Here is a 12498-nt window from a genome sequence, read left to right on the forward strand (position 1 = left end):
TCGTCATCGAGTGGCGGCATCCCGTAATCTCTGCTCCGCTGTCCCCGTTCCCCTGGAGAGTCGCTGATGACCGGTTCGGCACCTGAACTGGCTGTGGATGGAGCCGGAGCCTCCGACGAGCACGCTTCCTCGGACGAGACCGCCGGCACGGAGGATCGGCGTCTGTCCGATCTCGAGTTGGAAGGCGAGATCGCCGCCGACTACATCGAGGGTCTGCTCGACATCGTCGACATGGACGGTGACCTCGACCTCGACGTCGAGAGCGGCCGCGCCGTCGTCGCCGTGGTGGGCGAGGGGCTGGACAAGCTCATCGGGGCGGGCGGCGAGACGCTGGAGGCGTTGCAGGAACTGACCAGGCTCGCGGTGCTCCAGAAGACGGGCACCCGCAGCCGTCTCATGCTCGACGTYGGCGGCCATCGCGCCCGGCGGCGGGTCGAGCTACGCAAGATCGCGATCGCCGCGGCGTCGCGTGCCATCACGCGCGGTGAGCCGGAGAAGCTGGCTCCCATGACGCCGTTCGAGCGCAAGGTGGTGCACGACACCGTCGCCGGGATCGACGGCGTGCACAGCGAGTCCGAGGGCGAGGAACCCGGCCGCCGGGTAGTCATCCTTCTCGGCTGACCGGCGCCGACCGATGGCGGGTCGGCGCCGGCCGACGCGTTCCCTCGTGCTGGCCGCCGCCGTGGGTGTCGGCTTGGCGGCCGTGCTCGGCGTTCTGCATGCCTATCTGACCAGACCCTTCTGGTACGACGAGATCTGGCGCGCCCACTTCGTCAGCGAACCGGCGTCCTCGTTCTGGCCGGAGCTGACCGTCGCCAACACCCCCTCGGCGCTGGGTTGGTTCGGCCTGACCCGGGTGGCCGGCGAGCTCCTCGGCTGGCACAGCTGGTCGCTCCGGCTTCCCGGGTATCTTGCCGTGCCCTTGCTCGGCGCCGCGATCGTCCTGCTCACCCGCCGTTTCACCGGCCTGGTCGCGGCGGTGTTCGCCACGTRCTGGCTGTGCCTGAACGTGACCTTCTTGGATCTCGCGACCCAACTCAAGCCGTATTCCGTCGAGGCGCTGGCCGCTGTCTGCATCGTCCTCGCCTGGTCGACCGGATCATCTCCGCGGCCCTCGCTGTCCCCGTGGCCTGCACCTGTCACCGGCGGGTTCTCCCGTGCCCGGCTCCTGYGACGCACCGCGGCGGGCCTGTTGGCCCTGACCGCCGTGCCCGGGATCTTTCTGGTGCTGCCGTTGGCGACCGCGGAGGTATGGCGCGGTCCGGCGCGGCGCTGGCGACTGGTGGAATGCCTGCCCGCGGTCGCCATCAGCGTGGCACACACCGTGTTCTTCATCGGGCACCAGTCCAGTCAGCGTCGCGGCGACTACTGGGATCGCCAGTTCATTGCCGGTCGTGGGCCGGTCGAGGCCGTACGCTTCATCGTCGATCAGATGCGAGCCTTCATTACCGGTATGCCGCCCGGCATCGACCGGTTYGACCCGAGCCTCATCCATGCGACGGTGCCCGGGGGACCGGTTGTCTCGGTGCTGCTCGCCGTGGCGGTGTCGATCGCCGGCCTGACCGGCGTCCTCGTGCTGGCGCGACGACCGGACGGCAGGCTGCTCCTCACCGCGCTCGGCGGAGCCCAGGTGCTGATGCTGGGAGCGAGCGCCGCGCGGTACTGGCCGTTCGGGCCGACCCGGACCAACCTCTTCGTCGTGCCACTGATCGTCGTTGTGATCGTGGTGGGCACCCGGCGGCTGGTGGCCCTGTTCGTGGCGGCGGTGCGACCTCGTATCCCCRCCGCCGGGCCTCAGCCGGCCGTACCGGCACCGATGGCCGCGACCCCGACCCTCCCTACCGGAGGAACCGTAACCAAGCGGTCACGATTGGATGTTTCCGGTGTCTCGCCGACGTCGAGCGCCAGCGCGAACACGATTTCTCCGACCGCCGTGCTGCCGTTGGCCGGCCTCGCAATGATCATCTTGCTTGGTGTCCCGCTCCTGGGAACCTCGCTGTCGGGAAGCGGGCAGCTCTGGGATCATCGGCACCGGACTCGTGGCCTCGATCGGATGGTCGACGCGGCCATCGCGGCCCGGCAGCTGCACCGCCCGGGAGACCTGGTGGTGGTCGGGGGTCGCCTCGCCCGGCCTGGCTGGCTGTACGCGATGGAGGCGAGTGACGACCCGGCGCGTGAGCCGGCAGCTCTCCCCAGCGCCGGCGCCGGGCGGGTACCGGCCCGGGTACCACGGCAGGACACGATCTTCTTCGGCGCTGCGGGTACCTCCCTGGTCGGCGAGCTGGCGAACCGCCGGGTCCCGCCGACCCGGCTGCTCGTCTTCCTCTTCGACGCGGAGCGCCCGGCGCTCGCGCCCGACCTGGCCGCGCTGCCCCGGGCGGGGTGGTGCGCCGGCCGTGGCTGKCAGTTCCCCCTCACCGGAACGCTGACCGTCTTCGATCGCTGCGCCGGCGCCGCCCCGCGACTCGATCGGCCGCGGCGGACCGTGGTGTCCTACCGGACGACCTGACATCCGTCCCCGGGCCGGAACCGTGCCTCCCGCGGGGGGGGGGTGGCGGCGGGAGCATGTCGAGGCCGGCGGGGATGCTTGTCGGGTGCGCGGTCTTCTGACTTCCTCGTCCTGTCCAGCCTTCTGGTCCTGTCCGGCCTTCTCGTCCTGTCCGGCCGGGTCCACGGATCCGGTCTTCCACCCACCCGCTGCCGGCGGTCACCTGGTGATGCCCACGGTCCCAACCCGGCTCGGCTCGATGCTGTGGCCGGTCGAGGTGACGCAGGCGGCCCGGCCGGCGCGGGCTGGTCGCACGGCACGGCGGAGGATCCGGCCATGACGGGTCTCCCGGATGCCCCCGAGGTGCCCCCCGTCGCGGTGGAGATTTTCGGCACGCGGACCGAATCCGCGGCGCGCTACGTCGAGTTGCTGGCGACCGACGGGGTCGAACGCGGGCTGATCGGTCCGCGTGAGACTGACCGGCTCTGGGACCGCCACGTACTCAACTGCGCGGTCCTGGCCGACGTGGTCCCGGTGCAGGCCGATGTCGTGGACGTCGGCAGCGGCGCGGGGCTGCCGGGTATCCCGCTGGCGCTCGCCCGCCCGGATCTGCGGGTGGTGCTGCTCGAGCCGATGGAACGCCGGTGCCGATTCCTGCACGAGGTTGTGGCGACCATAGGCCTGGAGGACCAGATTTCTGTGGTACGTGGCCGCGCGCCAGATGCCGGAATCGGCCCGGACGGTCGTAGATTCGGGATAGCCGTAGCCCGCGCGGTCGCTCCCTTGGAGCGGCTGGGCGCAATCCTCTTTCCGATGCTACGACCAGGTGGTGTCATGCTGGCGATGCGCGGTTCACGGATCCTGGAGGAACTGCAGGACGCGCGCAGCGGTCTCGGAACTCAGGGTTGGCATCCCGTGGATGTCGTGAGGTGCGGGGAGGGGCGGGTGGAGGAACCCGCCCGTGTCCTCCGGGCCGTACGTTCATCCCAGYGCACCCGGGCCGAGAGCAGGGGAGGGCGCGGCGACGGTGAGCGGCACGATGGCAGACAGGTCAGACGGACGTCACGGGATTCACTCCGATCACGGGAGGTCGGTCGTGACCAGCCGACACGTGGACAGTCTCGTTCCACGTGAAACAGCGTCGGCGGGCCAGGGTGGGACCAGGAGTGGGGGCTTGCGGGGCTATGACTCCGCGCTCCCCGCACTGGACCTGCTCGATCCCTCGACCCCGATCGGAGCGGCGGCGGCAGCAGCAGTGGAAGCACTGGCGGTAGAACGACGACAACCATTCCCTCGCCCCACCCGGCGGCGCATCATCTCGGTCGCCAACCAGAAGGGCGGTGTGGGGAAGACGACGACGACGGTCAACCTGGCGGCGGCGCTGGCATCTCATGGCTCCCGGGTCCTGGTGATCGATCTTGACCCGCAGGGCAATGCCTCGACGGCGCTCGGCGTCAACCATCACTCCGGGGTCCCCTCGATCTACGAGGTTCTGGTGGGGGATCGGCCCCTCGACGAGGTCATCGTGAAGTCCGCCGAGGCGTCGGGGCTGTTCTGCGCGCCCGCAACGATCGATCTTGCCGGCGCGGAGATCGAGCTGGTGTCGCTGGTGGCGCGGGAGAATCGGCTTCGGCGGGCCATCGCGAGCATGCAACGGGACGTCGACTATGTTTTCATCGACTGCCCGCCCTCTCTTGGGCTGCTGACCGTCAACGCCCTCGTGGCCGCCCGTGAGCTGCTCATCCCGATCCAGTGCGAGTACTACGCGCTGGAGGRCCTCGGCATGTTGCTGCGCAACGTGGAACTGGTGCAGGCGCACCTGAACCAGGAGCTGCGTCTGTCGACCATCCTGCTCACGATGTACGACTCCCGGACCAGACTGGCCGACCAGGTCGTCCATGAGGTCAAGGAACACTTCGGGGACCGGGTGCTGTCCACTACCATCCCCCGGAACGTGCGTCTGGCGGAGGCGCCGAGCTATGGGCAGTCCGCGCTGACGTACGATCCGACGTCGCGCGGCTCGCTGTCCTATCTGGCCGCGGCGCGCGAACTCGCGGAACGGGGTCGGGACTCGAATGGAGCGGCGTGATGAGTGCTCGGCGCAGTGGTCTGGGGCGAGGGCTGGGGGCACTCATCCCGGTTGCTCCTCCTCCCCTCGACGGTCAGGCGGGCACCGCCTCGGCTGACTACGCTGACTACGCCGACTACGCCAGTGGCTACGGCGGCCGGGGGACGAATCGCGGCTCCGGCGACGGCACCGGGCCGCTGCCCGTACACGGGGCGACCTTCCGCGAGATCCCCGTCGAGTCGGTCAGCCCGAACCCGCGCCAGCCCAGGACTCACTTCGATGAGGACGCCCTCGAAGAGCTGGCGGCGAGCCTCCGCGAGGTCGGGCTGCTCCAGCCGATCGTGGTACGCGAGGTGGCCCCCGAGCGCTACGAGCTCGTCATGGGTGAACGCCGGTGGCGTGCATCGAAGATCGCCAAGCTTCCCCGGATTCCCGCCATCGTGCGGGAGACCGCGGACGACGCCATGCTGCGCGACGCGCTGCTGGAGAACCTCCACCGCCAGCAGCTCAACCCGCTGGAGGAGGCTGCGGCGTACGAACAGCTGCTCCGCGACTTCGGGGCGACGCACGAGGAACTGGCCAGTCGGCTCGGGCGGTCCCGGTCGCATGTCACCAACATGATCCGGCTGCTCGGGCTCTCGCCCGCGGTACAAAGGCGGGTGGCGGCCGGCGTGCTGTCGGCGGGTCATGCCCGCGCGCTGCTCTCGCTACAGGATCCGGACGCCCAGGACCGGCTCGCCACCCGCATCGTCGCGGAAGGTCTCTCGGTGCGGGCCGTCGAGGAGATCGTGGCACTGGACGACGAGGCCCCGCGTAAGCGGGCGTCGCGGGCACCAGGGGCCGCCTCACCGGCCCTGGTGAGGCTCGCCGACCGCCTCTCGGATCGCTTCGAGACCCGCGTGAAGGTGGACATGGGCCGCAGTAAGGGGAAGATCACGGTCGAGTTCGCCTCGATCGAGGATCTGGAGCGGATCGTCGCCGTGATGTCGCCGTCGGCCTCGGTCGACGGCTTGTTGGACTAGGCGTCCGGCTCGGGGTTCGCTCGGGGCTCTCTGGGCTTCTTGAGCCGGACGCGGATCGCGCGGTCCCAGGGCTGTGCCGGACTCCCCCGGGTGGCCGCGCGCATGTCTGCCGATTGCCCGCCGAGTGCCGGGCCATCGCCGTGCTCAGGGCAGATCGCCGTGCTCAGGCCAGATTGCCGGCCTGGCTGACCTTGCGCAGCATGCCCTCCGGCGTCATCGATCCCAGCAGACGTTCCAGGGCGACTTCGACGTCCTCTCGCCAGCTCACCGCGTTCTTCACCTCTAGCCGCAGCCGCGGCCATCGATGATGGGGCCGGACCGTCTTGAAACCGACCGCGAGGAGATAGTCGGCGGGCAGGATGCAGCGGGTACCCGAGTTCTGGAGGTCACCGAACGCTTCCACCGCCTTGAAGCCGCGGCGGATGACGTCCTTGGCGACGGACTGGACGAGGATCCGCCCCAGCCCCTGTCCGGTGAACTCATTGACGATCGACGCTGTCATGAGCAGCACCGCGTCCGGTGAGACCGGGCTGGTGGGAAAGGCCACCGATCGAGGCACGTAGGCCGGCGGAGCGAACATCACGAATCCGGCCGGGACGTTGTCGATATAGGCGATCTTTCCGCAACTTCCCCATTCCAGGAGAGCCAGGGAAACCCACKCCTCCTTCTCGAGGTCGGTGCCGCCGGCCTCCTCCGCGCGGCTCCGGGCCACCGGATCGAGCTCCCAGAAGACGCAGCGGCGGCAGGGTAGAGGGAGATCGTCGATGTTGTCCAGGGTGATGTTCGCGATGCGACGGCTCATCGAAAAGGCGCTCCATGGGTCGGCTACCGGGCCTCCGGCCGCCGAGGTCAACGTCGACGGATGCGGAGGCTGTCACGGAATCAGCCTAGGCTGCCGAGCATGAATCTTCCCCATCGACGCACCGGCCTCGTTTCACGTGAAACGTCAGCCTTGTCGATGGAACGCCTTGGTGGCCGGTCAGGTGCGGCTGGCGAGGCGGGGGACGTGAAGCTGGCCCGTCGGCGCGTCCTGCTCGGGTGGGAGAAAGAGTCGTTGGGCTGCGGCGAGCACCGCCTCGGCGACGGTTGCCCGGAATGCGGTGGAGCCAAGGGCCTYGGCGTCATGTTCGTTTGTCAGATATCCGAGGTCGAGCCGTACGGCCGGCATCCGGGTCCGCCGAAGCAGGCTCCAGACCTTCGGATGGGTGCGGCAGTCCAGCATGTCGGTCCGGGAGACGATCTCACGGTGGACGAGCTGGGCGAAGCGCTCACCCACGGCGGACGACCCGCGCGCGTTGCCGTAGTAGTAGGCCGACACCCCCTGGGCGCGCGGGGATGGACTGCTGTCGGCGTGCAGCGAGATCAGGAGATCCGCTTCGAGCTCGTTCGCCCGCGCGGCCCGCTCCTCCTCGCTGGGGGACTCGTCCAGGCCGTGGATGAGGTGCGCCCGCAGGCCCGAGTCGAGTAGCCGCGTGGACATCCGAGCGGCGAGGTCGGCCATGAGATCCCGTTCGCACAGGTTGCCGCGGACGATGCCCGGATCGTCGCCACCGTGGCCGGGATCGATGGCGACGACGACTCCGAGCAGCGAGGAGCCGTGGGCCAACAGCCGGACGGACTCCCGCAGCATGTCGGGCCGGCCACCAGTGACCGTGCGCTRCAGGCGTTTGAGCTCGCGCAGGGTGTGTGGCCCGCATTGGCCGTCCGGATCGAGACCCCGGTTGCGCTGGAAGTCGCGGACCGCGGACTCGGTGCGTGGCCCGAAGATCCCATCCGTGCGGCCGACGTCGAAACCCATGTTGAACAGGCGTTCCTGGAGCGCCGCCACGTCATCGCCGACAAAAGGGTACGCGGGGCTGTGGTAGAGCAGACGGTCGCCGAGCTTGTGGCGTGCCTCCTCCAAGGCACGCGCCGTGTCCGGACCGAGTATCCCGTCGGCGGACAGCCCCCGGCTCTGCTGAAAGGCGCGCAGCGCGTTGTCGAGATCTCGGTCGAACCGATCGGCCGGCTCGGCCGGCTCGGCCGGAACACCGCCGAGAGTACCGTCGACAGCCGGGACCCGCGTGCCCTGGGACGGTTCCGCGGCGGAGGTAACACCTCTATCCGGGGCGCTCTTATCCGGAGCGCTCTTACCTGGGTCACCCTTACCTGGGCCGGCCGGATCCCGGCTCTGCCGGGGCGTCACGGGAAGAAAACCAAGATAGGTCAKGGCCGCCCGAACCTCGGCAACGGCGGAACCTTGGTCTCCCAGACRCAGCAGCTTCACCGATGCATACCTTTCAGCTCGCCTGCCCAATGTGCCCCTGGCGAAACCCGGTGCCCCTGGCGAAACCCGATGGTCGGGGCCACCGCGTCGACGAATGATGCGCCGACGGCCGATTGCTGAATCTCAAGCCTAGGGCATGCCCGTGCGGTCTCGACCGGCCGCGAACCGAATCCTCCAGTATTGACCGTGCGTGACCGGGCCGCCGTGATACTCCCCCGATGCTCGTGACGGCGGGAGAAAGTTCCCGGTCCGCACGTGGTATCCGGTTGTCGTGGGCGAGCCGGCGCGGACCGGTCCGGGAACGACGTCGGCCCGCCGGGATCACACCCGGCGGGCCGACGGTGGAACGACCGCGTGACGAGATCAGATGTAGACCGAGAGGTCACGCAGCAGGGCGGCCTTCGGCTTCGCGCCGACGATGCTCTTGTCGATCACGCCCTTGACGAACACAGCCATGGTCGGGATCGACATGATCTGGTAGTTCCGGGCGGTCTCCGGGTTCTCGTCGATGTTCAGCTTGACGACCCGGAGCTTCTCGCCATGCTCCTTGGCGATCTCCTCCAAGACGGGTGCGACCATCTTGCAAGGGCCGCACCACTCGGCCCAGAAGTCCACCAGGACCGGCTTGTCGCTCTCCARCACCTCGGTCACGAAGGTGCTGTCGGTCACGGGGGTGGTGGAACCTGCCATGTTGTTCTCCCTGATGGATGATCTTTTGGTGGACGGGTAGGCGATCAACAGGCCGGTGGTGGCCCGCGGACGGCGCCCGAACGGCCTTCGGACAGCCGGGTCGGGCGGGCCTGCTCCGGCGCCGCCTGATCGGCCGCCCGGACAGATGCCCGGATCAGGCGGGTTGCGGCGTCGGGGTCACGACCCGGGGAGYCACGGTGGTCACCTCGCCCGGACCCTCCCCGGCGGCGATGAAGCGCTCCGCGTCGAGCGCGGCGGCGCAGCCCGTGCCGGCTGCGGTGATGGCCTGGCGGTAGGTGTGGTCGACCACGTCGCCACAGGCGAAGACCCCGTCCAGGTTCGTCTTCGTGGTCGGGTGCGCGACCGAGATGTAGCCGGCGTCGTCGAGGTCGAGCTGACCACGGACGAGTTCGGTACGCGGAAGGTGACCGATAGCGACGAACAGTCCGGTGACCGGAAGATCCTTCGCTTCACCGGTGACGGTGTCGCGCARCCGGACGCCGGTGAGCTTGTCCGCGCCCAGGAGCTCGGTGACCTCGGCGTTCCACCGGAACCGGATCTTCTCGTTGGCGAAGGCCCGCTCCTGCATGATCGCGCTGGCCCGGAGTTTGTCCCGCCGGTGGATCACCGTCACCGAGCGGGCGAAGCGGGTCAGGAAGGTCGCCTCCTCCATCGCCGAGTCGCCCCCGCCAACCACCGCGATGTCCTGATCCCGGAAGAAGAAGCCGTCGCAGGTCGCACAGGCGGAGACCCCGCGGCCGAGCAACCGCTCCTCGTGCTCGACGCCGAGCATGCGGTAGGCCGAACCGGTGGCGACGATGATCGTGCGGGCGAGGTAGGTCCTGTCCTCGATCTTGACGACCTTTGGGTTCGCCGCGAGGTCGAGCTCGGTCACGTCGTCGGCCACCAGCTCGGCTCCGAACCGCTCCGCCTGCCGTCGCAGGTTCTCCATCAGCTCCGGACCCTGGATGCCGTCCGGAAACCCAGGAAAGTTCTCCACCTCGGTGGTGTTCATGAGCGCTCCGCCGGCCGATACCGCGCCCTCGAACACGAGTGGCCGTAGGTTGGCCCGGGCGGTGTAGACAGCGGCCGTGTACCCTGCCGGGCCCGAACCGACGATGACGACATCGCGTATGTCGTCATCGCCGTCGGGCTGGCTGCTGCGGCCGGTGACATCCTGGCCGTCCTCCTGGGCTGTCACACCCGCTCCTTTCACGCTACGGGATCCCTGTGAGCCGGGTGGGCCCTCGCCGGTACCTGTCGCCCCGGCTTCATCCGAGTTCCTCGTTCATCGGTCCGTCCATGGAGACGGTGTCCGACAGCGACAACCGTCTCCGCGGGCATCTGATTCCATCCGCGCCCGCCACCGGTGCGCGCCACGGCTGGGCTCCCGGCCCCGCGATGCGTCAACCACCACCTCAATGCCGCAGCGTGGACACGCTGTACCACGGCGCGGTGGAGACGGTGGTGACGCCGCAGTGGGCGTCGACGACCAGCACCCTGGCCACCGCCGGTTGCATGGGCACGGAGAGCACGATCAACAGCGCCGGCTGGTCGTTGTAGACGACGCGGTCGACAGCGAGGATTGTGCCACCCGTCTGCGCCGTCAGGCTCTGGTAGCACGGACGCAGGTCAGGGGTGTCCAGCACCGAGCGCAACCGGTCGACGTCCACCGTCGCAGGGGTCGTCGTGCGGCCGGCCGCCGCGGGCGCGGACGGCACGAGCGGCAGCGCCGCGGACCCTGGGATCCGGCCGGCCAGCAGTTCCCGGCCGTGCCGCACGACGTCCGAGGGAGCGACGCTCGTCTGCGAGAGCGCCATCACGGTAAGGGGAACGGAGCTGGCGGAGCCGTATTCGGCCACCACCGAGCCGCCGGCCGGGCCGGAGCTGTCCACGGGGTTGGACGCCGCCACCCTGTGATCGACGTTGGCGCTCCGCAGACCGTGGTACACGAAGATCGCCGCTCCGAAGGTGATGAAGGCGATGCAGACCGCCACGATGGACACCCAGTCCCGTCGGGGGCGCGCACCCGGCGTACCTGGAGTACCCGGCGTACCTGGAGTACCCGGACGGCTCCGCGGATCCCGGTGCCAGGCCGGCTGACGGTCTGTGAGCCCAGCCCCCGCCTGACCTCGGCCGGGTCGCCTTGGCCCGTTGCCACTCGCCGCCCGCCCACCGGTGCCAGCGCCTACGGCACCGGCACGCCCCGTGTCATCCCCCGTATCGGTGTGGACGGCCTCGGTATCCCCCATGAGGGGTTCCGTGCCGGTGACCCCGGCGGCTCCCGCGGTGCCGACGAAGCCGGAGCTCGCGGGCCCCGGACCGGTCGGCGCGGCCGGGTTCCGGCCCGGTCCCGGCCGAGAGGGAGCAGGTGCGTGGGCCGCCAGCGCAGCCTGGAGGCGTTCGGCCACCTCGCCGGGCATCGTCAGGGTCGCCAGGCGGGAGAGGTCCGTACGGACCCTGCGCAGGGCGACCATCGACTCCTGGCATGAGACGCAGCCCTCGATATGCTCGCGGACGGAGCGGGGGAGCGGCTCTCCGTCCGTGAAGGCGTCCAGCAGCTCGGCGTCCGGGTGATGCCCGTGCGTGCGCAAGCGGCGACCCGCCGGGAAGGGACCGGAGGGAGCCGCCGGTTGACGTCGGTCCCCCGCAGGCTCAGTCGCCATTGCTGATCACCTCCTTCGGCAGATCCGGATGGCGTCGGCCGCGCCCGCGGGGCCGCGGCCGACGGGCCGACCTCGGGTAACGGGCTGCCGCCCCGGTGAGCCCGCCGCATCCTGGTGTCTTCCTTCTGAGACGGTGGGCGAAGCCGCCGGGTTCCCTGGCCGGGGGGATCCAGCAGGACGGCGAGCTGCGCGCGGCCGCGCGAGCGCCGGCTTTTCACCGTCCCGACCGGAACTCCCGGCAGCCCCGCCGCCTCGGCGACGGGTCCCCTGCCACGTCCACCAGCGCCACGGCGGTCCGCAACCCGGGCGTCAGCCAGTCAAGCGCCTCCTCGACGCCCAGGGGCGGGTCATGCTCGGCGACGCACTCGCCGGGATCGGCCGGATCACGAATATGGCCTTTCGGGGTAGTCGTCATGGGCAGCGTCGGGCGGGCGGTACGGCGGCGCGGTCCAGCTCGGCGTCGGGGGCGGTCACCAGGACCTCGGCGGGTGGACCGCGACTCCTACTGTCCTCCCGTCAGGACCGGAACGTGATCTCCGCGATCGACCCGCGGTACTGCCCGGCGTTCGACGGCAGCGAGGTCAGCCACAGCACCCAGTACTGCGAGGGGTTCACGTCCGACGACATCGGCAGGACCACCGTGCCGCTGGYGCCTGACTTCTGGGCGACCACGCGGTCGAAGCCGTCGAGCGAATCCGACAGCCTGTCGCCGCTGCGCAGCTCGAACGACACCGGACCCAGGCTGCCGACCGTCACGGTGACCGAGGTGGGCAGGATCTTCTGCGGAAACGCCATGCGCAGCCCGACACCCGACTTGAGGTTGCCGAACGTCGCGCTGGTGTAGTTGCTCGTCGTCCACTCCGTCGACGTGTTCCCGTCGAATGCCTTGCCGACATCCGCCGGTTTCTCGGTTTTGGGTTCACCCGCAGGTGCGAGCGGGTCGAAGGAGTCCGTGCTGCTCGGCTTGAGGATGGTTCCGGTGGGGGTTGCCGGCACCGTGGTCGAGGTGCCGGGTTTGGGGGTGTTGTTCTTTCCGCCGTCGTCACGCAGGGCGATCACGGCGACCACCGCGATCGCGACGACCACCACCAGAGCGATCCACGGCACGGCCCGTCCCAGCGACGGCCCGCCGCGGCGCTTCGGGCCGGAACCAGGCGGGTAGCGGTCGGATCCCGCCGGGTAACCGCCACCCCCGGCGGGATAGCCGCGGTCGTCGTATCCGCCGCGGTCGTCGTATCCGCCGCGGTCGTCGTATCCGCCGCGGTCGTCGTATCCGCCGCGGTCGTCGTATCCGCCGC

11 protein-coding genes and 1 pseudogene are annotated in these 12498 nt (G+C 69.9%); 5 read left to right on the forward strand and 7 right to left on the reverse strand.

What is annotated here, in order from left to right:
• The first annotated feature begins 66 nt into the window (after positions 1–66).
• From KBI5_RS10545 to KBI5_RS10565, 5 genes are all read left to right on the forward strand, one after another.
• On the forward strand, positions 67–621 hold the full coding sequence (locus KBI5_RS10545; protein WP_011438898.1) for a R3H domain-containing nucleic acid-binding protein: 555 nt from the start codon (positions 67–69) through the stop codon (positions 619–621).
• Positions 622–667: 46 nt separating this feature from the next.
• Positions 668–2509: a hypothetical protein gene (locus KBI5_RS10550; protein WP_241882805.1), complete on the forward strand. Its 1842-nt coding sequence runs from the start codon at positions 668–670 to the stop codon at positions 2507–2509.
• 315 nt (positions 2510–2824) lie between these two features.
• A complete protein-coding gene (gene rsmG / locus KBI5_RS10555) occupies positions 2825–3622 on the forward strand; it encodes a 16S rRNA (guanine(527)-N(7))-methyltransferase RsmG (protein ID WP_085015137.1) in 798 nt (265 codons plus the stop codon).
• Positions 3585–4577 carry a ParA family protein gene (locus tag KBI5_RS10560; protein ID WP_085015130.1) on the forward strand — a complete coding sequence of 331 codons (993 nt, stop codon included), beginning with the start codon at positions 3585–3587 and terminating at the stop codon, positions 4575–4577. The genes rsmG and KBI5_RS10560 overlap by 38 nt, the downstream gene beginning before the upstream one ends.
• Positions 4577–5578, forward strand: a complete 1002-nt coding sequence (locus KBI5_RS10565) for a ParB/RepB/Spo0J family partition protein (protein ID WP_011438894.1) — start codon at positions 4577–4579, stop codon at positions 5576–5578. Before KBI5_RS10560 ends, KBI5_RS10565 begins: the two co-directional genes overlap by 1 nt.
• A gap of 163 nt (positions 5579–5741) precedes the next feature.
• On the opposite strand, the gene KBI5_RS10570 is transcribed toward KBI5_RS10565, so the two are convergent.
• The 7 genes and pseudogenes from KBI5_RS10570 to KBI5_RS25870 form a co-directional block, all read right to left on the reverse strand.
• Positions 5742–6380 (reverse strand): GNAT family N-acetyltransferase, encoded by a 639-nt coding sequence (locus tag KBI5_RS10570; RefSeq protein ID WP_085015131.1) that lies wholly within the window; start codon positions 6378–6380, stop codon positions 5742–5744.
• Positions 6381–6557: 177 nt separating this feature from the next.
• Positions 6558–7844 carry an N-acetylmuramoyl-L-alanine amidase gene (locus tag KBI5_RS10575; RefSeq protein ID WP_085015132.1) on the reverse strand — a complete coding sequence of 429 codons (1287 nt, stop codon included), beginning with the start codon at positions 7842–7844 and terminating at the stop codon, positions 6558–6560.
• Between the two features lie 363 nt (positions 7845–8207).
• Complete coding sequence (gene trxA, locus KBI5_RS10580) at positions 8208–8534, reverse strand: thioredoxin (RefSeq protein WP_011438891.1); 327 nt, start codon at positions 8532–8534, stop codon at positions 8208–8210.
• Between the two features lie 154 nt (positions 8535–8688).
• The gene (gene trxB, locus KBI5_RS10585) at positions 8689–9735 is read right to left on the reverse strand and encodes a thioredoxin-disulfide reductase (protein ID WP_085015133.1); all 1047 of its coding nucleotides are present in this window, start codon (positions 9733–9735) and stop codon (positions 8689–8691) included.
• 217 nt (positions 9736–9952) lie between these two features.
• A complete protein-coding gene (locus KBI5_RS27765; protein ID WP_052154510.1) occupies positions 9953–10540 on the reverse strand; it encodes a hypothetical protein in 588 nt (195 codons plus the stop codon).
• An 874-nt stretch (positions 10541–11414) separates the two neighbouring features.
• Positions 11415–11615: a hypothetical protein gene (locus KBI5_RS25865; RefSeq protein ID WP_023839961.1), complete on the reverse strand. Its 201-nt coding sequence runs from the start codon at positions 11613–11615 to the stop codon at positions 11415–11417.
• Positions 11616–11716: 101 nt separating this feature from the next.
• A pseudogene (locus KBI5_RS25870) lies at positions 11717–12498 on the reverse strand (serine/threonine protein kinase); the annotation flags it as partial.

The sequence above is a fragment of the Frankia sp. KB5 genome (assembly GCF_002099325.1).
GTDB classification, from domain to species: Bacteria; Actinomycetota; Actinomycetes; order Frankiales; family Frankiaceae; genus Frankia; species Frankia casuarinae.